Source organism: Salegentibacter lacus (assembly GCF_020164555.1).
In the GTDB taxonomy this organism is placed as follows: Bacteria; Bacteroidota; Bacteroidia; order Flavobacteriales; family Flavobacteriaceae; genus Salegentibacter; species Salegentibacter lacus.
Genome location: NZ_JAIQZB010000007.1, coordinates 75104 through 101509, shown reverse-complemented (window position 1 = coordinate 101509; position 26406 = coordinate 75104). Strand labels below are relative to the sequence as shown.

The following is a 26406-nucleotide window of genomic DNA, read 5'->3' as shown; positions in this document are numbered from 1 at the left end:
TAATTTCATTCCCTTTTTTTTAAAGCACGCTGGCCTATAAAATTCTAAACTAAATTGCAAAAGGATTTAAATATGTGCTACGTCAAATTGTTCTTACCTTTACGCTCCAAAATTAGAAGCCAGGTGCGCACCAAATTGACTTATACTTTAGAAGAACCGCTAAAATTTAAACAACAATTGTTGCAATGGAGTAGGCAGTTTGAGGAAATTGCCTGGCTGGATAGTAATAATTATCACCAGGAGCACGGCGAATTCGATGCGCTACTTGCCCTGGGCGTATTTACGGCCATAAAAACTGATTATCACCAGGCTTTTGCAAAACTTCAGGAATATCAGCAAACTACCAAAGACTGGATTTTTGGATATCTTTCCTACGATCTTAAAAATGATGTGGAAGCACTTTCTTCTAAAAACCAGGACGGACTCAATTTTCCTGATCTCTACTTTTTTCAACCTCAAAAATTATTTTTACTGAAGGGCGATCTATTAGAAATGCATTATTTGAAGATGCTGGATGACGAAATTGAAGATGATTTTACTGAAATTTCAAATCTTCCGCTGACAGATAACCCTCAACTGACAACCCACAACCCACAACCGATACGTGCCAGAATTTCCAAAGAAGATTACCTGAAAAAAGTCGAAAAAATGCTCGCTTACATTCAACGCGGCGATATTTACGAAGCCAATTTTTGCCAGGAGTTTTTTGCCGAAAACAGGGAAATAGAACCTTTTGAAGTTTTTCAAAAACTTAACGAGATTTCGGGTCCGCCATTTGCCACTTTTCTTAAACTGGAAGAACATTATTTACTTTCGGCTTCGCCGGAACGTTATTTAAAGAAATCGGGTTCAAAATTAATTTCCCAGCCTATAAAGGGTACAGCCAGGCGTTCACCCAATGCTGAAGAAGATTTGGAAATAGCGCAACAGCTTTCCAAAGACCCGAAAGAACAATCTGAAAATGTGATGATTGTAGACCTGGTAAGAAATGATCTTTCAAAAATTGCCAAAAAGGGCAGCGTAAATGTAGATGAACTTTGTAAGGTGTATTCCTTTAAACAGGTGCATCAAATGATCTCTACGGTTTCTGCGGAAATCGATGATGGCATTCCGCCGGTAGAAGCTTTACGGGCAACTTTCCCGATGGGGAGTATGACGGGGGCTCCAAAAATTTCAGCGATGAAAATTATCGAAGAACTGGAAGAAACCAAACGCGGACTCTACAGCGGAGCGGTAGGCTATTTCACTCCAAACGGTGACTTCGATTTTAATGTGGTGATACGCAGTATTCTTTATAATTCGGAAAAAAAATATGTCTCTTTTTCTGTAGGTGGAGCAATAACAGCCGGCTCAGATCCCGAAAAAGAATACGAAGAATGCCTGCTAAAGGCAAGCGCAATGCGAAAAGCCTTGTCTTAATTTCTTGCAAAATTAAGACCATCAAGAATAAAGTTTCATAAACTATCAATTTAAACACTGCCAACTGTTTTTGTATCTTTGATTTCCTATGGAAAAAGCTTTCAAAAACGAGATCAAATCGCAGTTTCCTTACCTTTGCAACAGTAAGCTTTTGCTTGCGGTAAGTGGTGGGGTAGACAGCGTGGTGCTTGCTCATTTGTGCAAAGCAGCCAAGCTTGATTTTGCTTTAGCACATTGCAATTTTAACCTTCGAGACGAAGAAAGTGATGCCGATGAGGGTTTTGTGGCCACCCTGGCTAAAAGACTACAGGTGGAACTTTTTGTAGAGAATTTTGATACTGAGCAGTATGCCAAAGACAATAGTTTATCTATTCAAATGGCGGCTCGGGACCTCCGGTACGAATGGTTTGAAGAACTACGCCTTAAGCATCAATTTGATTATACGCTAACTGCTCATCACGCCAACGATAGCCTGGAAACCTTTTTCATCAATTTATTGCGTGGCACCGGTTTGGAAGGTTTAAGCGGAATAAATTCTGACAGCAATAAAATAATCAGGCCCTTGCTGAATTTTTCCCGAAATGAAATCGCAGCTTATGCAAAAGAAAATAATATTTCCTGGCGGGAAGATAGTAGCAATGCATCTACAAAATATCTTCGGAATAAAATTAGGCACGAAGTTGTGCCGATTTTTGAAGAATTAAACCCTCAGTTTCTGGAGATTTTTTTAAAAACCCAGTCGCATTTAAAGGAAAATGAAGAGCTTGTGGAAGATTATATGAGCCTGCTTTATCCAAAAATCATAGACAGGACAAAATATGGGTATAGCCTGGATATAAATTACCTTAAAAAGGTCCCGAATACTCCAGCAGTTTTGTATCAATTGCTTAAATCTTTCGGCTTTACCGAATGGAACGATGTGTACAACTTACTGGACGCCCAACCCGGAAAAATGGTTTTTTCAGCTTCACATAAGTTGATTAAAGACCGGGAATACTTGATTTTGACTGAGAAAAGTCAGATAGAAGATAAGGTTTATAAAATCGCCAAGAATGAAGATTTTGCGATGCTGCCTATGGGAACTTTCTCGTTTTCAGAAGTTGGAGAAATAAAAGAAAAAACTTCAAATTGTATTTATGTAGATCCTGAAAAACTGGATTATCCTTTAAGGGTGAGAAAATGGAAAAAAGGCGATTTGTTTTATCCGTTTGGGATGAAAGGAAAGAAGAAGTTAAGCGACTTCTTTAAAGACAAAAAATTATCTTTGCCCGAGAAAGAAAACAGCTGGTTGCTGTGTTCGGGAGATAAAATTGTTTGGGTGATCAATCAGCGGGCCGATAGGCGTTTTTCAATTACATCACCTGATCAAAAAATTATAAAAATTACCTTCAGTTTATGAAATACCTGGCGAGTCTGCTTTTATTCTTAATTCCTTTACTTCAGTTACAGGCACAATATTTTGATGATGGGAGCGGCGATTCCCAAATGGTAGATCCTATAACCTGGGAAGCTTCCGTAGAAAAGGAAAACGACAGTATTTTTACGCTGGTTTTTACCGCTAATCTTGAAGATGGCTGGCACTTATATTCGCAAAAAGAGGCCGATATTGATATTGCGCCCATCGCCACTACTTTTTTTTACAATAATGAGGAAGAAAATTTTGAACTTATTGGTGAAACCACAGAGCCCGATATTGAACCCATTTACGATAAGGTCTTTGAAGCCGATATTACCTATTTTGAGGATGAAGCGATTTTTACCCAAAAAATTAACGTTCCTGGGGAATCTAAACCAGAAATTGTTGCTGAAATATATTTTTCGGTTTGTGATGATGAAAAATGTTTGCCTCCCGAAACTGAGCGTTTCACGATTTCCCTTGATGGAAATGAAGTAACCGAAGGTTTTACCGATCTGGAAATTTCAGAAAAAGATCAACAACTTACCGAAGCTTTAAATATCGAAGTTTCTGGAATGGAAAAATTTGCGCCTGAAAAGGAAGAAGGCAATAACTTTTTAAACATCTTTTTGCTAGGTTTTATAGGAGGTTTAATCGCCTTGTTAACGCCTTGTGTGTTTCCAATGATTCCACTTACAGTATCTTTTTTTACAAAAGGTTCTAAAGACCGGAAAAAAGGACTGGTGAATGCCATACTGTATGGCTTTTTTATTTTTGTGATCTATCTTTTACTTAGTTTGCCGTTTCATTTACTGGACAGCGTAAATCCTGAAATTCTTAATAATATCTCCACCAATGTTACGCTGAATATTATTTTCTTTATCATTTTTATCATTTTCGCCTTCTCCTTTTTTGGTTATTACGAGATCACTTTACCGAGTTCCTGGAGCAATAAAATGGACGATAAAGCTTCCAGTGTAGGAGGCTTTGTAGGTATCTTTTTCATGGCGCTTACTTTGGCGCTCGTTTCCTTTTCCTGTACCGGGCCAATTTTAGGTTCGCTACTCGGTGGATCTCTAACCAGTGATGGAGGCGCGATGCAACTTTCCATGGGAATGGGCGGTTTTGGACTTGCCCTGGCATTGCCTTTTGCACTATTTGCCTTATTTCCCAACTGGCTTAATTCTTTACCAAAGAGCGGTGGCTGGTTAAATACCGTAAAAGTAACCTTAGGTTTTATAGAATTGGGCCTTGCCTTTAAATTTCTTTCCAATGCCGATTTGGTACAACATTGGGGACTTTTAAAACGTGAGATTTTCCTCGGAATCTGGATCCTGGTAGGTTTGGGCTTAATGGCTTATTTATTCGGATTTCTCCGATTTCCGCACGATGGGCCTAAAAAGAAGATTAGTAAAGCTAGGTTTGGTGTAGGCGTGATTACCTTCTTTTTCGTGCTTTATTTAATCCCGGGCTTAACTAATACTTCCGCAGCAAACCTTAAACTTTTAAGTGGATTTCCACCCCCTTTATTTTATAGTATTTATGATAAAGGTACAGAAGCACCTTTAGGTCTGGAAGCTTATAAAGACTGGGATAAAGGCCTGGAAGCCGCGCGGGAACAAAACAAACCCATAATCCTGGATTTCACGGGCTGGGCTTGTGTAAATTGCCGGAAAATGGAAGAACAGGTTTGGAGCAATCCCGATGTTTTTGATGTTTTAAACGATGAATATATCCTTATTTCCCTTTATGTGGATGATAGAAAGGAACTTACTGAAGATGAGCAGTTTAATTATCTAAAACCAAAAGGCGGAATTAAACCAATTGAAACTATTGGCGATAAATGGGCCACTTTCCAAACTCTTAATTTTAAAAATAATTCGCAACCTTTTTACGTGCTGCTGGATAATGAGGTGAACTTGCTCAACGAGCCGGTGGGTTACACGCCTAACGAAGCTGAATATCTAAGCTGGCTCAAGGAAGGTCTTGCCAAATTCCGCGAAGCAACGAAAAAATAAACTAGCTCGGAATTCGCGAGACATTTACAGATGAAATAATATTTGAATTAAGACCGGTAGTATTTAGTTCTCGATTATCGATTAAAATTCTTTTAGGTTTATCGGTGTAATTTCTATCTTAGGGGCTTTTAAAATACCCCTAAACTATGAAATTACACCGTTTAAGTTTTATCCTTTTGTTTTTGAGTTTTTTACCTGTTCATATTATTGCGCAAGCAGAATATGATGTAAAAGAACACTATAATAAAACAGAAGTAGATATCCCGATGCGTGACGGGACTTTACTGCACACCACTATTTATTCCCCAAAAGATACTTCTAAAGAATATCCTATTCTTATGCAGCGCACCCCATATAGCTCCAGACCTTATGGTGAAGATCAGTTTCGTTCGCTTATTAGTCCTAACGAGTATTTGATGAAGGAAGGGAATATAGTTGTTTACCAGGATGTTCGCGGAAGGTGGATGAGTGAAGGGAAATACGATAATATGCGCGCAATTATTCCGAATAAATCTGGAGATGAATTCGATGAATCCAGCGATACTTATGATACTATTGAATGGCTTATTGAAAACGTAGATAATAACAACGGAAGGGTAGGAACCTGGGGGATTTCATATCCGGGCCACTACGCTGTTGCTTCTTTGGTAGATGCGCATCCTGCTTTAAAAGCTTCTTCGCCACAAGCGGGAATCGGAGATTTCTTTTTTGATGATTTTCATCATAACGGCGCTTATTTATTGAGTTATTGGAGAGCAACTGCGCTTTTCGGATATGATAAGACGGGTCCAACTACCGAGGCATGGTACGATTTGCCAGATCTTGGCACTCAAGACCAGTATCAATTCTTTTTAGATGTTGGTCCGCTAAGTAACCTGGACGAATATTATGGTGAAGATAACGTTTTCTGGCAACAATTAAAAGATCATCCAAATTATGATGAGTTCTGGCAAAGTAGAGGCATTATTCAGCATTTAGAAGATATTGAGCCTGCAGTAATGGTTGTAGGTGGATTGTTTGATGCTGAAGATCTTTACGGGCCTTTTAATACTTATAAGAAAATTGAAGAAAGCAGCGATAATTATAATATTATGGTGTTTGGTCCTTGGAGCCACGGGGATTGGGCAAGACAAACCGAAAGGCAGGCAGTAGGGAATGTTTATTTTGGCGATAATATTTCTGAAGATTACCAAAGAAATATTGAAACAAAATTCTTTAATCATTTTCTAAAAGAAGACGGAGACGGTGATGTAGATCTTGCGGAAGCTTATGTTTACGATACCGGTGCCAGAAAATGGAATTCTTATGAAGCCTGGCCTCCAAAAAACACCGAAGAGAAGGTTTTCTACCTGGGAGATGATCAGGAGTTAACCGATGAGGCTACCGAAAACAATGAAAGCTTTGTAAGCGATCCTGAAAAGCCGGTTTCATATAACAATGAAATTAAAGCAGTTTTCACCCCAAGAGAATATATGACCGGCGACCAGCGTTTCGCTGCCAGAAGACCAGATGTTTTGGTTTTTGAAACAGAAGTGCTGGAGGAAGATATGAAGCTTACCGGTGAGATTATGGCTCGCTTAAATATTGCTACTACGGGAACTGCTGCCGATTGGGTTGTAAAAGTAATAGACGTTTACCCGCTTGATGCAGAAGATTACGAAGAAACAATGGAACATCTTGATATGGATAACTATCATATGATGGTGCGTAGCGAGGTGATGCGTGGGCGTTTTAGAAATAGTTTTGAAAACCCCGAGCCATTTGAACCTAATGAGAAAACTTCGGTAAATATCACACTTCAGGATATTAATCATACATTTAAGAAAGGTCACAAACTGCAAATTCAGGTGCAAAGTACCTGGTTTCCGCTTATAGACAGGAATCCACAAACCTTTGTTCCTAATATTTTTGAAGCGGAAGAAGAAGATTTTCAGAAACAAACCCATACTGTATTTGGAGATTCTTCAATAGAATTTTCAGTATTAAAAGAATAGCCTATGAACATTAAATTTATTCATAAAATCCTTTTTATCAGTTTGCTGGTTTTGGGTGTTTCCTGTGATCAAAAGGAAGAAAACTATTCTAAAGAAGAGATTGCAGAACATTCAGCAGAATTAAACGAATATTTTGAAGAAGAATTTCAAAGGGACGTCGAAGAATCGCCTATGATGCAAACCCGATTGGGGCAAAAAACCAATTACGGTAAGTGGGACGATTTTTCACACCTGAAATATGCTGAAGATCGTAAGAAAGCTAAAAAGCGTTTAGAATATCTAAAAAAAGTAGATGTTTCAGCATTAAACGAGCAAACGCGTTTGAGTTACGATTTATATGTGCAGAAGTTAGAAAATGAATTAGCCGATTATGATTTTCGGTTTTATAATTATCCGGTAAACCAGATGTTTGGTTACCATGCCGAGCTGCCTGCTTTTTTAATTAATATGCACCGTATAGATTCTGTAAGCGATGCTGAAGCTTATATTGCCAGGTTAAAAGGTATTCCAGATGTGATGGAAGAGGTAATTGGAAATCTAAAAATCAGGGAACAAAATGGGATTGTCCCCCCGGTTTTTGTATTCGACAGGGTTTTAGAATCCAGTAGAAATGTGATAAAAGGCAGGCCTTTTGGTAAATCTGTTGAAAACAGTGCACTACTCAACGATTTTAAATCGAAAATAACCGATTTAGAAATTTCAGAAGAACAAGAAAAAGAGCTCATTTCCAACGCAGAAAATGCTTTGGTTAAAGAGGTGAAACCGGCTTATGAAAATTTAATTTCTTTTCTTGAAACTCAGCAGAAACGTGCAAATAATGACGCCGGTGCCTGGAAGTTTCCAAAGGGAGATGAATTTTATGCCACCGCCCTTAAAAGAACTACCACGACTAATCTTTCGGCCCAGGAAATTCATCAAATTGGCCTGGATGAGGTAGCACGTATTCACGGCGAAATGGAAAAAATTAAGGAAGAGGTTGGGTTTGAAGGAACGCTGCAGGATTTCTTCGAGTTTATGCGTACAGATGAGCAATTTTATTATGCTAATGATTCTATAGGTAAACAAAAATACCTTGCTGAAGCTACCGATATAATAAACGCCATGAAGGCCAACTTAGATGAACTTTTTCTAACTAAACCTGAAGCAGAATTAGTGGTAAAAGCGGTAGAGCCTTTTAGGGAAAAAAGCGCCGGCAAGGCTTTTTATCAGCAGCCTGCAAAGGATGGTTCAAGACCGGGAACTTATTATGCCAATTTATACGATATGGCCGCTATGCCTATTTATCAAATGGAAGCTTTAGCTTATCACGAGGGGATTCCCGGGCACCATATGCAAATTGCAATAGCACAGGAATTAGAGAATATTCCTCAGTTTAGGAAGTTTAGTTTCTATACCGCTTATGTAGAAGGTTGGGGACTTTATAGCGAATTTCTACCAAAAGAAATAGGTTTCTATAAAGATCCTTATTCCGATTTTGGCAGACTGGCTATGGAGCTCTGGAGATCTTGCAGGCTGGTTGTAGATACGGGAATTCATGCTAAAAAATGGACCCGCCAGGAAGGAATAGAATACTATAAACAAAATACTCCAAATGCCGAAAGTGATTGTGTGAAAATGGTAGAACGGCATATTGTTATGCCCGGCCAGGCTACAGCTTATAAAATTGGAATGAACAAAATACTGGAGTTAAGAGAAGAGGCAGAAGAAAAATTGGGAGAAGATTTCGATATAAGGGAGTTCCATGATGTGATTCTATTAGACGGAGCTTTACCTTTAAATATTCTGGAAGAAAAAGTAGATGACTGGATTTCCGGTAAAACCAACTAAAAAATTTAATTTGAAAACTATAAAGGAAGATTTAAAAACAGTAAACCTTGTTAATAATCAAGGTAGTGAACTCCAGATTCTTAACTATGGAGCCGCTGTAATTAGTCTTAAAATAAAGGATAAAACTGGGAACATAGTGAATGTAGTGGTAAGTCCAATAGCAGAGGAATTTATAACTTCAGTTTATAAGGATCATAACAAATGTTTTGGAGCTTCTGTAGGGCGTTACGCCGGCAGAATTGCGAACGGGAAATTTCAGCTGGATAATATTACATATAAATTATTTGAAAAGGATCATGTACATCTTCACGGTGGGGATAATGGTTTTCAATATAAGATATGGGAAATTAAAGAAGAGGAAACAGCGCCCAATCCTTCGGTAAAACTCAGTTATTTCAGCAAAGACGGCGAAGAATATTATCCGGGTAATTTACAAGTTGAGGTTAAATATACGCTTACCGAAAATGATGAACTGCTTATAGAATATTCGGCTAAAACCGATAAAAAAACAGTGATTAATCTTACCAACCACACCTATTTTAACCTGAATGGTGGTGGAAGTATAAGCGATCATTTTTTAAAGATTGCAGCTGAAAAAATCCTTGAAGTAGACAAAAATTTATTGCCCACCGGAAACTTAACCAAGCTTAAAAAGCATCCGAAAAATTTTATCGAAGGTAAATTAGTGGGAAACCGTAGTCTTGATGATACCTATGTTTTAAAACCTGATAAGGATGAAGTTGTTGCTAGACTTTTTGCTCCCTTAACAGGAATAAAAATGGAGGTAAAAACCAATCAAAAGGCATTGGTGGCTTATGCTCCTGAAAACCTCCCCGAAGATTTGAATTATCATACCGAAATTGCAGAAGAATATCCATCGCTCTGTTTAGAGGCACAAAATTTTCCTGATGCACCAAATTTCAGAAACTTTCCGGAAGCGGTTTTAAAGCCGGGAGATCAGTACTACAATTGGATCTCCTATAAATTTTCAGTTAGCGGCCAGTAAGAAGTTTAAAGCTCAAGTAGGGACAACTCTCAATAAAAATTTTATATTTAACAAAATTTTTATTTAAGATATGGTTGGAATTTTATCATTCATTGGTTTTACGCTTTTAGTAGCTATAATTGCCTATTTGGCAACAAGAAAAACCGATGAAAGTACAAGTGATGGATATTTCCTTGGAGGAAGAAGTCTTACTGCAGGAGTTATTGCAGGTTCTGTATTACTAACTAATTTATCTACTGAGCAAATTGTAGGTTTAAACGGCCAGGCTTTTAGTGAAGGGATTTTAGTAATGGCCTGGGAAACCCTTGCAGCGATTGCCATAGTAATAACTGCATTATTTTTACTGCCACGTTATTTAAAAGGAGGCTTAACTACCGTTCCGCAATTTCTGGAAAAGCGATTTGATAAAGGAACCAAAACCCTGGTTTCGGGGCTATTCCTATCAGGTTATATGATTATTTTTCTACCTATTGTTTTATATTCCGGGGCGTTAGCGATTAGTACGATGTTCGGGATTCCTGAAATGCTGGGTGTTAGCGCCAATACAGCTCTATGGCTTACCGTATGGGGAATTGGTATCATTGGCTCTATTTATGCCATTTTTGGCGGCTTAAAAGCAGTTGCTGTTTCAGATACTATCAATGCTGTAGGTTTACTTATAGGTGGTTTATTGATCCCAATATTCGGACTTATGGCCATTGGAGATGGTGGGATTATAAATGGTTTGGAAGTTTTAGTTGACTCCAACCCGGAGAAGTTTAACTCAATTGGAGGGCCTGATGCTTCAGTACCTTTTTCAACCATATTTACAGGGATGATGCTGGTACAATTGTTCTACTGGGGAACCAACCAGGCGATTATTCAGCGAGCTTTGGCTGCGAAAAACCTTCGTGAAGGCCAAAAAGGTTTAATGCTTGCTGCCTTCATTAAAATCCTGGGACCAATTATCGTGGTTCTACCGGGTATCATTGCGTGGCATATGTTCCAGGGAGATTTAGATAATGCCGATCAGGCGTATCCTGCATTGGTAAATGCAGTGCTTCCGCCAGTACTTACAGGGTTTTTTGCCGCTGTACTTTTCGGTGCAATTTTAAGTTCTTTTAATTCAGCATTAAATAGTTCGGTTACCCTATTCGGAATAGATATCTACAAACAGTATTTCAATCAGGAAGCCAGTGAAGCTAAAGTGGTAAAACAGGGAAAACGCTTCGGAATCTTTCTAGCTATCGGTGCTATGCTTATCGCGCCTTTTATTGCCAACGCCCCACAAGGTCTTTTCGGTTATTTACAGGAAGTAAACGGAAGTTACAGTATTCCTATTCTAACTATTGTAATTGTGGGTTATCTCACTAAACGAATCCCGGCCATTGCTGCAAAAGTTGCGATTTTTAGTGGGGTTGGTTTCTATCTAATTTATTTAGGACTTAAATATTTTGTGGTTGGAGAAGATGCTTTACCACATTACCTTCACGTAATGGCCATTTTATTCGTGTTGAACGTTATCATTATGTTCGTAATCGGAAAATGGAAACCGAGAATTAAACCTTTTGTATTAGATTATACTAGGCAGGTAGATATTCAGCCCTGGAAGTTGGTAAAACCGGTTGGACTGGGAATTGTGGTTCTTGTTGTCTTTATCTATGTTTATTTTGCCCAGTAATTTTTCTGAATAAAAATGCAAGTAACGGTTTGAATAAATAATAGCTATTCTTGTATACGATTTTCACTGAATTATTTCATTTTTCAGTTTAATCAAGAATTGACTTTTCCAGGTTTTTTACTTTTAATTATATTTATCCTGAAATCACCAATACCTTATGCCTGAATCCATTTCAGATTATTATGCTCAAAACGATAAAATGTATGTCGCTACCGACTGTATAATTTTCGGTTTTGATGAAGGTAAATTGAAACTTTTAATATTTAAAAGAAGGGTAGAGCCCCTTAAAGATTCCTGGTCTTTAATAGGTAGTTTTGTAAAATTAAATGAAGATGTAGACCAGGCTGCTAAACGCGTGCTTAAGGAAATTACGGGTCTCGAAAATGTGTTTATGGAGGAACTTAAAAGCTATGGAAAAGCTGAAAGAGATCCTGGTTATCGTTCGATATCTATTGGTCAATACGCATTAATTAGACCAGATGACTACGATAAAGAGTTAGTAAAAAAACACGGAGCTCACTGGTATGAGATAGACAAAGTTCCAGATTTGGTGTTAGATCACGACCAGATGGTAAAGGATGCACTGGAGCGCTTAAAACGTAAAGCACGATATAAACCAATTGGTTTTGAATTACTGCCTGAAAAATTCACTATTCCGCAACTTCAACAGCTTTATGAGGCTATTTACCAAAAAGAGCTGGATGCAAGAAACTTCAGAAAAAAAGTACTTTCGCTTAATGTGCTAATAAAGCTGGAAGAAAAAGATAAATCTACTTCCCGTAGAGGAGCTTTCCTTTATAAATTCGACCATAAAAATTATAAAAAACTCCTGGAGTCCGGCTATAATTTCGAAATAGCGTAACCCTGCTTTTCTTTCCTGCTAAATGTTAAGAAAAAATCAAAAATAATTGAAGTAAAAAATTTGTTTTCTGAAAAATAATTGTAAGATTTACGTTTATGATTATTTGTCTATGAAAAGAAAGGTTCTAGAATTATTTTTAGTTCTGAATAAGCTTTCTCTTTAACTGATTTGGTAAGAAATTTTCCTGATGAAAACTATAGCAGTTTTCGATTTATTTGATCCTTAAAATTATTAAACCAACTTAAAAACAATTGATATGAAAACGAAATTTTCCCGGCGTGAGGCTCTAAAGAGTATAGCCATAGGTTTAGGATTTTTGAGCCTGGGTGGGGTAGCATCTTCTTTTGCTGCTATAAATTATATCGACAATAATTCGTTGCCACATAGTCAAAAAAATAACATTAATCATTCGGTTTGTCGTTGGTGTTTTCAGGATATTCCTTTAGATGAATTTGCTCAGAAATGTGCTTCCATGGGAATTCAGGCAATAGATCTTTTAAAACCCTCAGAATGGGATACGGTCGAAAAATACGGATTGGTTTGCTCAATGGCTACCGATGTTTTTGCCGATATCGAAAACGGGTTTAATGAGCCTAAAAACCATAGAGACCTTCAGGAAAAATACAAAGGTCTAATTGATAAGGCATCAGATCATAAGATTAAAAACGTAATTGTTTTTTCCGGAAACCGTCGCGGGATGGATGAGAAAACCGGAATTAAAAACTGTTCAAAAGGCTTAAAACCGCTCCTTAAATACGCGAAAAAGAAAAATGTAACCCTGGTTATGGAATTGCTTAATAGTAAAGTAGATCACGCAGATTATATGGCAGATCATACCGAGTGGGGTGTTGCCCTGGCCGAAGAAATGGGAGCCGATAACTTTAAATTGCTTTACGATATTTACCATATGCAGGTAATGGAAGGAGATGTTATTGCCACGATTAAAAAACACCATAAACACATTAATCATTACCATACTGCAGGAGTTCCGGGGCGGAATGAAATAGACGATACACAGGAGCTTTTTTATCCTGCGATCATGCGAGCAATTGCAGAAACCGGTTTTGATGGTTTCGTCGCCCAGGAGTACATTCCTACCAATCCCGATGAGATAGAATCACTCAAAAAAGCTATTGAAATTTGTGATGTTTAAAATTTATATATGAAGAAGAGATTTTTTTTAAGTTTTATAATTAGTTTTTTAACTTTTACAGGATTTACCCAGGAAAAACAAGACGTTTACGTAGATGATGAAGGCCTGATGCGTTGGGGTCATAACGATGAAGAAGTTAAAGGCTTCGGGGTTAATTATTCGGTGCCTTTTGCACACGGCTACCGTAGTGGCGAGAAACTGGATATAGATTTAAAAGAAGCCATAGATAAAGATGTTTATCATTTTTCCCGACTTGGTTTCGATCTTTATAGAATTCACGTTTGGGATACCGAAATTAGCGATGAAGAAGGGAATTTAATAGAGAATGAACATTTAGAATTGTTTGATTATTTACTAAAAAAACTCAAGGAGCGAGATATAAATTTCGTAATAACCCCTATTGCCTACTGGGGAAATGGATGGCCGGAACCCGATGAGGATACCCCCGGATTTTCAAATAAATACGGAAAAGCCGGAAGCCTTACCGAACCCGGTGCGATAAAAGCCCAAGAAAATTATTTAGCACAATTTTTAAATCACGTGAATCCACATACGGGCGTGGCTTATAAAAATGAACCAAACCTGATTGCTTTTGAAATTAGCAACGAACCACACCATAAAGGAGAGCCTGAAGAAGTGCAGGAATTTATTGAGAAAATGGTTTCGGCAATGAAAAGTACAGGCTCGGAAAAACCAATTTTCTACAATGTAAGTCATAGTATTCACCTTGCCGAGTCTTATTTTGATGCCGGAATAGATGGTGGCACTTTTCAATGGTACCCAACCGGACTCGGATTTCAAAAGGAACTGGAAGGCAATCTTTTACCAAATGTAAACGATTATCATATTCCGTTTAATGATGTAATTGAAGAAAACAACGCGGCTAAACTGGTGTACGAATTTGATGCAGCCGATGTGATGAAATCTTACATTTATCCTGCGATGGCCAGGAGTTTCAGGGAAGCCGGGATCCAGATCGGGACTCATTTTGCCTACGATCCTACATATTTGGCATTTGGAAATACCGAATACAACACGCATTATATGAACCTTGCCTACACACCACAAAAAGCTTTGGCCTTAATGATTGCCGGTGAAGTTTTTCATCAGGTTCCTGTAAACAGCAATTTTGGGGTTTATCCCAAAAACCTGGAATTCCAGGATTTTGTAATCGATTATGAAAAAGACCTGGCGGTATTGAATTCAGAAGAGAAATTTATTTATACGAATACAAATGAAATCCAACCTAAATCTTTAGAAAATCTTGAGCATATTGCCGGTTTCGGTAATTCTGAAGTGATTAAATATGAAGGTAAAGGCGCTTATTTTCTAGATAAGTTAACCGATGGCGTTTGGCGTTTAGAAATAATGCCCGATGCTATTTTGGTTGATAACCCCTTTGGGAGCAACAGCCTGGATAAAACCGTTGGAGTGATTAATTGGGAGGAATGGAAAATGGATTTAAACCTTCCAGGGATAGTTGAGAATTTTAGCCTGAAAGCTTTAAATGAAGGCAATATGTTTAGTCCTGAGATTGAAGGAAATTCTTTTAAAATTCGCCCAGGAACTTATCTTTTGAAAAATGATGGTGCTGAGTTTGATGAAAATTCAGACCTGGATTTAAGATTTGAATTAGCTGAATTTACTGCCCCTAAAACTACCGTTGGTAAAACTTATGTGCTACACGATGCAATTAAAGAGATTGCCAAGAATACTTCAGCAGCCATCACTGCGGAAATTGTTTCCAATTTGGAAATTGAAAAAGTAGAAGCCTGGTTCCAAAATGGAAATACTTATGAATCAGTAGAACTTGAAAATAGCAAGGCTTATAATTTTTCCGCGCAGATTCCAGATAATATGCTGAATAATGGCTTTTTGGAGTATAGAATTATAGTGACTACAGATAAAGGAAAAGAAACATTTCCCGGTGAAGTTACCGGAAGTCCTGAAGATTGGGATTTTCATTCGGAAAAAAAATATACAACTCGGGTGGTAGAGGAAGAGAAACCGCTCTATATTTTTAATGCTGCCGAAGATCAAGATTATATAGTAGGGGAGTGGAACCCGCAAAATAATTTGGTGCCAACCAATAATCCCGGGGAAGCAGAATACCAGGTAAAAGTGGAAAAACTCTTTGAAGAAGATGTTGAAAATCCTGAAGCAACTCCTGTTTACGATTATTCGTTTAGATATAATTTCAGCAGAAAAATTGAAGGACGTAAAAATGAATTGGATTCTAAAGACAAAATTTTAATCAAGGCAAGAGCTTTAACGGAAGCTACCGATAAATTACAGGTTGCATTTGTAATGAAAAATGGAGCTACTTTTGGAACTGTAATAGAAATCAATCCAGAAACTGAAGCTTATGAGGTCGAACTTTCCTCATTACAACCGGTTAAAACGGTGAGTTTGCCAAGACCTTATCCTTCATTTTTACCGTATTATTTTGAGCATTCTTATGATGGAGATTTTGAATTAGAAAATGCTGAAGCCTTGCAATTTTCCATAGGTCCCGGGATTGAAGATAACGAATTAGAGAATCCACACGGAGTGGGGATTATTTCGGTGAGTTTGGAATAGAGAATTTATAAGCTTAACTGAATGTTTTATATACCGTCATCCTGAATTTATTTCAGGATCTAAGATGAGTATAATTAACTCACAGAATAGAAGCTGAAACATCCCGAAGCTTCGGGACAGCGTGACGAAAGTAAGAAACATTCCTTTCTAAAAACAAAAATGCCTTTTGATATTTTCAAAAGGCATTTTTTTATCTAATCTATAAGAGCCATTCTATCCACATTTGGAAGAGCCACAATCCTGACAGGTAAGGCAGCCTTCCTGATAGATAAGATTAGATGAATTACAATTTGTACATTTTTGTTTTTTGGCAACGGTACCATCGGCGATAAAGCGTTTTAAAGCCCTGGCAACTCCGTTTTTCCATGTGTTTATAGATTCGCTGTCCAATTGCAGACTGCTTATTAAATCTACTACCTTTTCAATTGGCATCCCGTGTCTAAGCGTGGTGGAAATTAGTTTTGCATAATTCCAATACTCAGGGTTGAATTTATGAGATAAGCCTTCAATAGTAGTTTTATAACCTCTTTTGTTTTCATATTGAAAATCGTAACGGGAAGTACCATCTTCATTTCGGGCTTTAATAATCGCACCTTCAGTAACCCAGCGTGGTATTAAAATTCCCTCTTCATCATCGGCAAAACCGGTAAAGATCTCATAAGGCCTGTCGTCTATTAAGCCTATAAAAGCGATCCATTTGTCTTTATTGTTTTGGAATCGAACTACATCCGCCTGTAAAACTTCTGGTCTTGTAGTTGGGAAAGGCGTATTATTCTCTTCTTCTGTTTCTTCTTTCTTCTCTTCATTAGAAATCAAAACTCCGGAACGAGAACCATCGCGATACACGGTAACTCCTTTACAACCGGCTTGCCAGGCTTCCAAATAAAGCTGGCCAACCAATTCTTCAGTAGCATCGTTTGGTAAGTTAATGGTTACACTAATAGAGTGATCTACCCATTTCTGTACTGCTCCCTGCATTCTCACTTTACTCAGCCAGTCAACATCATTAGAAGTAGCTTTGTAATAAGGAGAAGCTTTAACCAGTTTATCTAATTCTTCCTGTGAATAATCATCGGTGATTTCGTGACCGTTAACCTTCATCCATTCTTTGAATCGATGGTGGAAAACCACATATTCTTCCCAGGAATCGCCAACTTCATCCACAAAATCTACGCGAGAATCTTTATCGTTAGGGTTAACCTTTCTTCTTCGCTTATAAACCGGCATAAACACCGGCTCAATTCCAGAACTGGTTTGCGTCATCAAACTGGTAGTACCTGTTGGCGCAATGGTAAGTAAAGCGATATTACGACGGCCGTATTCCAACATATCGTAATACAGTTTTTCATCGGCCTCTTTAAGTCGAAGGATAAACGGGTTTTCCTTTTCTCTTTCTGAATCAAATATTCCGAATGCGCCTCTTTCTTTCGCTGCATAAACTGAAGCTCTGTAAGCTTCTAAAGCGATGGTTTTGTGGATTTTTACTGAAAAGTCAACACCTTCGTCACTTCCATATTTAATTCCAAGCGCGGCAAGCATATCGCCTTCTGCAGTGATGCCAATTCCGGTTCTTCTTCCTTCTTTAGCTTTGGTTTGAATATTTTTCCAAAGGTTATATTCTACGCCTTTTATTTCAGAACCTTCAGGGTCTGCTTCAATTTTGGCAAGAATCGCATCAATTTTCTCTAATTCAAGATCAATAATATCGTCCATAATGCGCTGAGCGGCGGCGATATGTTTTTTGAAAAGCTCAAAATTGAAGGATGAATTTTCAGTAAACGGATTTTCTACATAAGAAAATAAGTTAATAGCCAACAATCTACACGAATCATAAGGACAAAGTGGAATTTCACCACAAGGATTTGTTGAGACAGTTTTGTAACCAAGGTCTGCATAGCAATCCGGCACCGACTCGTTAATTACCGTATCCCAGAAAAGAATTCCCGGTTCTGCCGATTTCCAGGCGTTATGCACTATTTTTTTCCAAAGCTTGTTGGCTTCAATTTCCTTTGAGTTCTTAGGATTTTCGCTAAAAATTGGATATTTCTGAACGTAACTGCGATCTTCTTTCACAGCACGCATAAATTCGTCGTCTATTCTTACTGAAACATTGGCGCCGGTGACTTTTCCCTGCTCCATTTTAGCGTCTATAAAATCTTCAGAATCTGGGTGATTAATAGAAACCGAGAGCATAAGCGCACCACGACGACCGTCCTGGGCAACTTCTCTTGTGGAGTTGGAGTAACGTTCCATAAAAGGAACAATCCCGGTAGAGGTAAGTGCAGAGTTCTTTACCGCCGAACCTTTTGGGCGAATGTGGGAAAGATCGTGACCAACACCGCCACGGCGCTTCATAAGCTGTACCTGTTCCTGGTCAATTTTCATAATCCCTCCATAAGAATCTGAATCGCCATCGTTACCAATCACGAAACAGTTAGAAAGGGAAGCAATTTGGTAAGGGTTACCAATACCGGCCATAGGGCTACCTTGAGGGACAATATATTTAAAGTCTTTGATAAGGTCAAAAACTTCATTTTCACTCATTGGGTTTGGGTAGCGTTGCTCTACACGGGCAATTTCTTTTGCAATTCTACGATGCATATCGTTTGGCGTAAGCTCATAAATATTCCCCTGGGAATCTTTAAGCGCATACTTGTTTACCCACACCCGTGCGGCTAAATCATCTCCTTTAAAATAGTCCAGCGAAGCTTTAAAAGCCTCATCCTGGCTATAAGTCTTAGGAGCGGCGGTAGTAGTGTTCACACCCATATTAATTTTAGATTTTGGATTAGTAATAGTTTCAAGCGGAATGTAAATATAGATAAAGATGTACAAGAATATAAAATCTTGTTAAGAAAAGTTATCAAACAAAAATTGTTAATAAACTAATTATCAGTAAAATATGAATTTATCAACATTAAAAAGTTGACAAATTTTTTAAAAAAAGAGAATTAAAGTTTGTGCAGGAGTAAACTGCTGAAGCAGAAGTGCAGAAAGTTATTTTTTACTGATTGTGAAAACTAAAACAGGATTTTTTTGTTTAAAATTCGCTAAAAATTACTGTTCTTATTAAATCTGAATTGAAGAATTTATTTGATACAATAAAATCTATCTTGAAGAATAAATGGTGGATTGGTAGGAAAAAAAAGAGGCTGGTTGAATTAACAACCAGCCAATCTTTGAATTAACACCTATGAAAATTCAAAATAAAACCTATTTCGTTATGGAATATATTGAATATCCATTCGCCGGAGCTTCAATTGTTACCATTCCGTTTTCATCGGAGGTAGGGGTGTATGTTGTGTTACCACTATAATCTAACAGGGTAACGTTATTCCAATTAGTTTGAACGATTCTACGCTTGGTAGTGCTGCCGGTGCTAATATATAGAATTAATCCGGGGTTTTCAGCATTCCCTTCTCTTTTCATTACATATTCATCATTATCTACATGAAGTACTTCTACATCACCAAGTGCCAGACTGTTATGAATATCGATTAACTGCTTGATTTCTTCGTTAAAAGCCTCATTTTCGTAATCTGAGTAGAAAATTGTTGGATAACCGTCGTGTGTTAAAATATAGGCATAAGCCTTCATTTTATTTTCTGTAGCTATCCTATTATCTTCATTTTCGTCTTTTTCGGTGTCATGATTCGCTACAAAAGTCACAGCTTTGTCGGGATAAACCTTCCGAAGTGTATTTCCGTCTAAATAATTTAGGTCGTCAAAGCGATCAAAAGCTTCTTCCATTTTATAGAATGCAGCAAAATCGAAAGCTGAAACTCCGGTTGCATCAACCCAGTCTACTAGAACATCTGCATTTCCATCAAAATTTTCTCCAACGGCAAATCCACCAACTTCGTTCATCCAGTCTTCAATTACCCAGGTTCCAAAACCTTTTACGTAATCAAATCGCCAGCCGTCAAAGCCCATTTCATTTTTGTAATATTTTGCGACAGAATTCTCATTTTTCCAAAGCCAATCCTGTACATAGGGAACATCGTGATCTACATCTTGTTCAGAAAAGAAAAGATCTCCTTCGTCACTCTGACTTACATCGTTTGGGTGAAAATGCTCGTAATTTCTATTAAACATTCCAGAAGCATTTCCGTGTTCCTGGTTGAATAGAGTATAAGTCTCTTTATCACGATAAGGATTGTATTGCAACCCACCACCTGAATTGTGGTTTAAAACGATATCTGCAATCACTTCTAACCCTAAATCGTGAGATTTGGCAATAAGGTTTTCTAATTCTTCACGTGTTCCAAAACGGGTAGGTACAGTACCGTGCTGATCGTATTCTCCAAAATCGAAATAATCTGAAGGATCGTAACCCATCGAATTTCCACCAGACTGGCCTTTTGTAGCAACAGGAAGCCATAACCTGTCTATCCCGGCATCTGCCCAGCCTTCAACTTTATCTGAAAGATTGTTCCACCATTCAAAACGTGGTTCTACATCCCAGTAAAAAGTTTGCATCATTACTTTTTGGCCGCTGGAATATTGGGAAAGGTCTAATGCTTCAGGATCATCAGGAGTTTCTTCCGGTTCTTCACCACCGGTTATATCATCTGTTTCATCAACAACTTCGTCATCATCTTTGGAGCAACCTGATACTACTAAGAGTAAGCTAAAAAGAAAAGGAAATAAAATTTTATTTTTTTTCATAATAAATTAGAATTAAAAAGGGCTGCACACGGCAGCCCTTAGAATTAACTTAGTCTTTACTCTTCATCTTCAACTTGCGGAATTAAAATATAGGTTTCACTAAGTGTATTAAACCAAATATTATAGGTTCCTGCTGCTGCCTGAATGTCATCACCTGTTGTGTCTCCACTTGGGAAAGTTGCACCACCCCAATTTACATCCCAGGCAAAATTTGCTCTAAATTTGAAAGGCCCATCACTTAGAACAACGTCTTCTGCATACCAAACATGAGGGTCGAATTCTGACTGTGTCATCTCAATATCCGGAGTTTGATTATTATCATTTGGCCAACCTACAGTGGTTCCATCGCCTACAATTCCAATTACATCGTAAGTTTCGGCTGAAGTCTCATCGATTTCAGTTACGGTATAGGTAAGGTCATCTAGATTAACCTCAATAGTATAGTAACCTGCAGTTTCGATCGCAATGGCCGAAGGATCAGGATCTTCTTCTGTTGCGCGATATACTAGGTTATTGTTTTCATCAACACCATATTGCGGTGCCCATTCAGTGCCTTCAACAAATTTTACTGCACCAGCTTCGAAATAACCAGAGAAAGAATATAAATTATCATTTTCCGGATCACGGAACATTGGTGTGTTATTATTGTCTGGATTCCAACCTGCTTCAGTACCATCTCCTACGAGATAAAGTTCTGTTTTGGTTTCTACTTCCTCTTCTTCAGCTTCTGGTAATTCAACATTAATGCTAACAGGTTCAGAAAATTCTTCTAAAGCGTTTCCTTCTCCGTCACCTGCGAAAGCACGAACTTTAAAGTAAACAGTACCTACATTAGGCATTTCAGTTTCTGGATCATTGTCAAGACCAGCGTCTTCAGCCAGTTCTCTCATTTGGCCAATGGTTACACCAAGATTATTACTGTCTGTGCTTCCTATTACCATAAAATCTCCAAAAGCTTGATCTGTAGATCCCTGAAGTTCATAAGTAATAGTGGTAGGTGCATCAAAATCTACATCGTTCCATACAAATCTTTCGGCAAGATTATCTGGGTTTCCGGCAGGTAAAACGTATGTGCTTTGAAATGAATTGCTAAACTGAATTCCTTCCGGGTCTGGTTGTGCAACGAATACAATATCGTCGTCCTGGGTACACGCACTAAAGCTTAGTAGCGCGACAAATGCTAATAATAAAATTGAAAATTTTTTCATTTTAATTCTTTTATAAAATTAATATCCTGGATTTTGTTCTAAGTTGGTGTTTACTCCTAAATCTGAAGCCGGAATAGGCATTAGGTTTCTATAACTTTGAGTTGTAGTTCCCTGAGGAACATTACCTTTCCAAGGCCAAACCCCATTTTCAGTAAATTGATTGAATCTAATAAGGTCTGTTCTTCTATGAGCTTCCCAATATAATTCGCGGGCACGCTCACTTAGAATGAAGTCCAGGTTTAAGTCTGAACTACCAATTTGATTGGCATCAGCTCGCTCTCTTAATTCGTTTACATAACCTAGAGCAGCCGCCTGGCTACCACCGCCACCTCTTAAGTGTGCTTCTGCATACATTAAATAGGCATCTGCCAGTCTAAACATTGGAAAATCGGTATCTGGGAATTCCCCGGTATCATCAGATCCCTGCTCTCCATCTACAGTTACGTTTTTAAATTTGGTAATTGCAAACCCATCATTAAAGCTGGAAATATCCTCGATTTCTTTTGTTTGTCCTTCAGTGAAGAACAGTGCTCTGTTATCTTCAGAATCTGCTCCATCAGGGAACTTATCTACTAATGCAGAAGTAGTTCTAAGTCCGGCCCAGCCACTGCTTACACCAAAAGCTTCAGGATCCATATCTCCACCAATTGAGGCGTGGATAATAAATGCCATTCCCCCATAGGACTGAGTTTCCTGCCCATCAAAAGTGATAGGGAAGATCACTTCAGTTTGTGCTCCATTAGTATTGTTATCTGCCAGGAATAAATTCTGGTAATTATCGGCTAGAGTGTAATTGGCGTTAATTACTTTTTCAGAATAATTTAATGCTTCTGCATATCGGCCTTCACCGGTATAAACTTCAGCATTTAGATAAAGTTTAGAAAGAAGCATCCAAACTGCAGCCTGGTCGGCACGACCGTATTCATTAGAATTCGCGGCTACAATTTCACTTTCTATGGCTAAAAGTTCGCTTTCTACATAGTCATATAGCTCCGGTCTCTGAATTTGCTGTGGGAGAAATGCACCTACGGCATCCTCTTCGGTTACAAATGGTACGTTACCAAATAGATCTAAAGCGTGGTAGTAATGTAAAGCTCTTAGAAATCTAGCTTCTGCGCGATAGCGAGCTATATTCTCTCTTTCTTCTGAAGGGATACCTCTAGATTCTAAAAGATCTGGAGTACTTTGTCTCAAGAACTCGTTGGTTAAAGCAACCTGGTACATAATCCTGGAATACATGGTTCTAATAAACTCGTTTCCTGCTGTCCAGTTCTGACCGTGTAAATCTTTAATGGTACCATCGTTCCAGCCAATTACAGCTTCATCTGTAGTAAGTTCCTGCATAGACCAGTATAATCTTAAATACTGGGAGAAACCTTCGTCAAGACCAATAAGGTCTGGATCTCCTGCCGGGCCTTGTTGGCCACTCACAGCAAGACCGGCGTAAAGCTTGGCCAAAAACTGTTTGTAAGATTCTGGATCTTCAAAAGTAGTTTCTGCCGTGAGCCTGTTATCTTCAGGCTGCAAATCTAAATCGTCTTCACAAGACCAGAAGAAACCGGCACTTATAAAAAGGATTAAGAATGGTTTTAGTGTTTTTAACATAACTAATTTATTAAATATTATTTCTTAAAATGAAAGATTTAAGCCAAGTACAACTGTCGTTGATCTTGGATAAAAATTATTGTCAATACCGTTAGCAATTTCTGGATCTAAACCTTCATAGTTGGTTATGGTCCATACATTGGTAGCGGTTAGTGAAGTTCTAACATCCAAATCTTCTCCCGGGAATAAATACCCTATAGAGATATTGTCTAATTTCACGAAATCTGCACTCTGGATGTAATAATCTGAAAAGAACTGGTTATTGTTGAAATTACTTTCTAAAACATTGCTGTTAAAATTAGAGTAGTAAGGCTGCGGTGTTACCGTGCCTGCTCCAACAAATCCGTTTCCAGACTGCGTATTATTATACATGTAATTCCCAAAGTTACCTCTGAAAGTAAAGCTGAAATCAAGGTTCTTATATCTCATCGTGTTAGTGAGGCCCATAAAATAATCTGGTGTGGCTTTTTTGTAAGGAACACGATCCTCTTCAGTAATTTCGTTATCTCCGTTTACATCTACATAAGCACCTTCAATAGGCTGCCCGGCTTCATTATAAACCTGGCGGAAAACATTAAAGGTGGTAGGATCATAACCTTCTTTCCATAGCTGAATATTGTTACCAACACCTCCGCTAATTCCTCCTTGCGGAATCTGGAAATCTGGATTTTCACCTAAAGTAAGGTTAGTGATTTCTAAATCCTGGAAGGTTAAGTTGTAATTTACATCCCAGTTGAAATCTTCTTGCTGAATAATTGCACCATTAATTCCAAATTCGAGTCCTTTACTTACCGTGCTACCTACATTGGTAACTAAAAGGTCGGTAAGGTTAGCTCCTGCCGGTACCGGTACTGTTGCTAAAAGATCTTCGGTTTCGCGGTAATAGGCTTCCACGGTACCAGAAATTCTGTTATTAAAGAGACCGTAATCAATACCAACATTAAATGTTTCTAACTCTTCCCATTTCAAGTCAGAATCAAAAGCTTCAGGACGCAAAGTATTGTAGAATTGATTACCAAACTGGTAACGCGCTCCACCAACACTCGGATTATAAGTTCCGAAGTAACCATAATTTGGTCCAATTTCCTGGTTACCGGTTACCCCGTATCCAGCACGAAGTTTTAATTGGTTTAATACATTAGAATCTGCAAGAAAATTTTCGTTGTGTAATTTCCAACCTACAGATAATGCAGGGAAAATACTCCATTTATTGTCTCCTCCAAATCTTGAAGAACCATCTCTACGAACACTACCGGAAACTAAATATTTATTGGCAATATCAAAGCTGGCTCGACCAAAATATGATTCTAGTGCGTTACGATTAGCTTCTCTTGGAAAATCCTGAATATTATTAGAAACTGTTTCAGTTCTCTTACTGGTAATAAAAAACTCCTGGTAAGAATGTCCTGCAGTTAGATCAATTTCAGTATTTAGAAAGTCTATGTCGTTCTTATAATTGAAATAAAAATCGAGTAGTGTGTTTCTATTGAATCCGCCATAATCCTCGAAATAAGGAATGTCCTGGTTGTTGGCTGCAGATATTAAAGGTCTTCTATTGTAACCTTCATTTTCTGAATAATCAAAACCTGCATTCACATTAAATTTCAATTCCGGAAGAAAATGAAACTTATATTCTGCATTAAGGTTTGTGATATTTCTCTTTGTAGTACCACGACCATCTAATTGCTCTAAAAGGGCCAATGGATTTCGTGTAGCCTGAATTTGCTGCTGTTGAGGAGAAAGTGTATGTTCAAAATATCCACCAAAGTAGCTTCCTTCATCATAAACCGGTTTAGTAGGATCAAAACCTACAGCTGCACCAATAGCGCCTTGGTCTGCAAAACGGTTTTCATCTACGATTCCTTTAGAAGTTAAAGATAGTTTTAGATGATTATCAAACAGGTCCTGATTAAGGGCAATGTTAAGAGCATTTCTCTCGTAAACATCGGTCTTTAAAACTCCTGTTTGTGAAGTATGGTTATAATTTACTCGATAAGAGAAGTTCTCAAACCCTTGTGTTGCTGTAAGGTTGTGAATTGCACCTACAGAAGTTTGGTAAATTTGATCTTGCCAATCGGTATTAGCATCTCCTAATAAAGAAGGATCTGTTCCCGGAGTTTCTTCAATTAGTGTTCGAAACTGATCTGCATCCAGAACATCTACTTTATCTATAATTCTACCAGCTGATACTTTAAGATCGTAAGTTAAAGCAAAAGGAGAATCTTTTTTACCCGACTTGGTAGTAATTAAAATTACCCCGTTAGAAGCTCTGGAACCATAAATAGAGGTTGCAGCGGCATCTTTTAATATTATGAAATCTTCAATCTCATTTGGGTTAATAGAGTTTAACTGGTTTCTTACCCCCTGAACTCCACGCTGGTCTAATGGAACACCATCTACAACAATAAGTGGAGAGTTATTACCGGATAGGGAAGAACCACCACGAATCCTAATTTCAGATCCACCACCTGGTTCACCGCTTCCGGGAGTAATTCTAACCCCGGCCGATTTACCGGCAATTAATTGTTCTGGTGAAACAACAGCTCCCTGGTTAAAGCTTTCCGAAGAAATCTTTTCTACAGAGCCCGTTGCATCCTGTTCTGAAGTACTACCATAACCAATAAGAACTACTTCTTCCAAAGTAGCCTGATCTTCGTCTAACTGAACATCTAAAGTGGCCTGGCCTTCATAAGGTATTTCTTCGCTGGCAAAACCCAGGAAAGAAAAGACAAGAATATCGTCTTCACTTACGTTTTGAATGGTATAATTACCATCAAAATCTGTAACGGTACCATTTGATGTTCCTTTAACAATAACGTTTACGCCGGGAATTGGAAGGCCGGTTGCGCTTTCGCTAACAACCCCGCTCACAGTTTCCTGCGCAAAAAAGCTCATTGGCAGCATAAAGAGCAACATCAACGTGCTTTTAAATAGTGTTTTCATAAATTTTTCTATTGATTTTTACTAAAAATTAAGCTTATATTTTTACTTCCTGAGGTTAAATGTATGT

At 38.1% G+C, this 26406-nt stretch carries 15 protein-coding genes; 10 read left to right on the top strand and 5 right to left on the bottom strand.

The features are described from left to right. The first annotated feature begins 72 nt into the window (after positions 1-72). The 10 genes from pabB (at position 73) to LB465_RS07170 (ending at position 15915) form a co-directional block, all read left to right on the top strand. Positions 73-1419: an aminodeoxychorismate synthase component I gene (gene pabB, locus LB465_RS07215; RefSeq protein WP_224468717.1), complete on the top strand. Its 1347-nt coding sequence runs from the start codon at positions 73-75 to the stop codon at positions 1417-1419. A gap of 88 nt (positions 1420-1507) precedes the next feature. Continuing rightward, a complete protein-coding gene (gene tilS / locus LB465_RS07210; RefSeq protein ID WP_224468715.1) occupies positions 1508-2818 on the top strand; it encodes a tRNA lysidine(34) synthetase TilS in 1311 nt (436 codons plus the stop codon). Beyond that, positions 2815-4833 carry a protein-disulfide reductase DsbD family protein gene (locus LB465_RS07205; protein WP_224468712.1) on the top strand — a complete coding sequence of 673 codons (2019 nt, stop codon included), beginning with the start codon at positions 2815-2817 and terminating at the stop codon, positions 4831-4833. Before tilS ends, LB465_RS07205 begins: the two co-directional genes overlap by 4 nt. Positions 4834-4979: 146 nt before the next feature. Continuing rightward, positions 4980-6827, top strand: a complete 1848-nt coding sequence (locus LB465_RS07200) for a CocE/NonD family hydrolase (RefSeq protein WP_224468709.1) — start codon at positions 4980-4982, stop codon at positions 6825-6827. A 3-nt stretch (positions 6828-6830) separates the two neighbouring features. Continuing rightward, positions 6831-8654, top strand: coding sequence for a DUF885 domain-containing protein (locus tag LB465_RS07195; protein ID WP_224468707.1), 1824 nt, complete (start codon positions 6831-6833; stop codon positions 8652-8654). A gap of 10 nt (positions 8655-8664) precedes the next feature. Next, entirely contained in the window at positions 8665-9660 is a 996-nt protein-coding gene (locus tag LB465_RS07190; protein ID WP_224468704.1) for an aldose epimerase family protein, read from the top strand. A gap of 70 nt (positions 9661-9730) precedes the next feature. Then, positions 9731-11320 carry a solute:sodium symporter family transporter gene (locus tag LB465_RS07185; RefSeq protein WP_224468702.1) on the top strand — a complete coding sequence of 530 codons (1590 nt, stop codon included), beginning with the start codon at positions 9731-9733 and terminating at the stop codon, positions 11318-11320. Positions 11321-11477: 157 nt separating this feature from the next. Next, positions 11478-12182 carry an NUDIX hydrolase gene (locus LB465_RS07180; RefSeq protein ID WP_224468700.1) on the top strand — a complete coding sequence of 235 codons (705 nt, stop codon included), beginning with the start codon at positions 11478-11480 and terminating at the stop codon, positions 12180-12182. A gap of 256 nt (positions 12183-12438) precedes the next feature. Continuing rightward, the gene (locus LB465_RS07175) at positions 12439-13335 is read left to right on the top strand and encodes a hydroxypyruvate isomerase family protein (protein ID WP_224468698.1); all 897 of its coding nucleotides are present in this window, start codon (positions 12439-12441) and stop codon (positions 13333-13335) included. A gap of 9 nt (positions 13336-13344) precedes the next feature. Further along, positions 13345-15915, top strand: coding sequence for a glycoside hydrolase family 5 protein (locus LB465_RS07170; protein WP_224468695.1), 2571 nt, complete (start codon positions 13345-13347; stop codon positions 15913-15915). A gap of 213 nt (positions 15916-16128) precedes the next feature. Here the strand turns inward: LB465_RS07170 and LB465_RS07165 are convergent, their stop codons facing one another. From LB465_RS07165 to LB465_RS07145, 5 genes are all read right to left on the bottom strand, one after another. After that, entirely contained in the window at positions 16129-18684 is a 2556-nt protein-coding gene (locus LB465_RS07165) for an adenosylcobalamin-dependent ribonucleoside-diphosphate reductase (protein WP_224468692.1), read from the bottom strand. Between the two features lie 444 nt (positions 18685-19128). After that, a complete protein-coding gene (locus LB465_RS07160) occupies positions 19129-20583 on the bottom strand; it encodes an alpha-amylase (RefSeq protein ID WP_224468690.1) in 1455 nt (484 codons plus the stop codon). Between the two features lie 56 nt (positions 20584-20639). Next, positions 20640-21791 (bottom strand): SusF/SusE family outer membrane protein, encoded by a 1152-nt coding sequence (locus LB465_RS07155; RefSeq protein WP_224468688.1) that lies wholly within the window; start codon positions 21789-21791, stop codon positions 20640-20642. 18 nt (positions 21792-21809) lie between these two features. Next, on the bottom strand, positions 21810-23396 hold the full coding sequence (locus LB465_RS07150) for a RagB/SusD family nutrient uptake outer membrane protein (protein WP_224468685.1): 1587 nt from the start codon (positions 23394-23396) through the stop codon (positions 21810-21812). A 24-nt stretch (positions 23397-23420) separates the two neighbouring features. After that, positions 23421-26339, bottom strand: coding sequence for a SusC/RagA family TonB-linked outer membrane protein (locus LB465_RS07145; RefSeq protein WP_224468683.1), 2919 nt, complete (start codon positions 26337-26339; stop codon positions 23421-23423). Between the last annotated feature and the right edge of the window lie 67 nt (positions 26340-26406).

Coding starts and splice junctions, on each gene's coding strand:
- pabB (WP_224468717.1), top strand. CDS start 73: ATGTGCTACGTCAAATTGTTCTTACCTTTACGCTCCAAAATTAGAAGC.
- tilS (WP_224468715.1), top strand. CDS start 1,508: ATGGAAAAAGCTTTCAAAAACGAGATCAAATCGCAGTTTCCTTACCTT.
- LB465_RS07205 (WP_224468712.1), top strand. CDS start 2,815: ATGAAATACCTGGCGAGTCTGCTTTTATTCTTAATTCCTTTACTTCAG.
- LB465_RS07200 (WP_224468709.1), top strand. CDS start 4,980: ATGAAATTACACCGTTTAAGTTTTATCCTTTTGTTTTTGAGTTTTTTA.
- LB465_RS07195 (WP_224468707.1), top strand. CDS start 6,831: ATGAACATTAAATTTATTCATAAAATCCTTTTTATCAGTTTGCTGGTT.
- LB465_RS07185 (WP_224468702.1), top strand. CDS start 9,731: ATGGTTGGAATTTTATCATTCATTGGTTTTACGCTTTTAGTAGCTATA.
- LB465_RS07180 (WP_224468700.1), top strand. CDS start 11,478: ATGCCTGAATCCATTTCAGATTATTATGCTCAAAACGATAAAATGTAT.
- LB465_RS07175 (WP_224468698.1), top strand. CDS start 12,439: ATGAAAACGAAATTTTCCCGGCGTGAGGCTCTAAAGAGTATAGCCATA.
- LB465_RS07170 (WP_224468695.1), top strand. CDS start 13,345: ATGAAGAAGAGATTTTTTTTAAGTTTTATAATTAGTTTTTTAACTTTT.
- LB465_RS07165 (WP_224468692.1), bottom strand. CDS start 18,684: ATGGGTGTGAACACTACTACCGCCGCTCCTAAGACTTATAGCCAGGAT.
- LB465_RS07160 (WP_224468690.1), bottom strand. CDS start 20,583: ATGAAAAAAAATAAAATTTTATTTCCTTTTCTTTTTAGCTTACTCTTA.
- LB465_RS07155 (WP_224468688.1), bottom strand. CDS start 21,791: ATGAAAAAATTTTCAATTTTATTATTAGCATTTGTCGCGCTACTAAGC.
- LB465_RS07150 (WP_224468685.1), bottom strand. CDS start 23,396: ATGTTAAAAACACTAAAACCATTCTTAATCCTTTTTATAAGTGCCGGT.
- LB465_RS07145 (WP_224468683.1), bottom strand. CDS start 26,339: ATGAAAACACTATTTAAAAGCACGTTGATGTTGCTCTTTATGCTGCCA.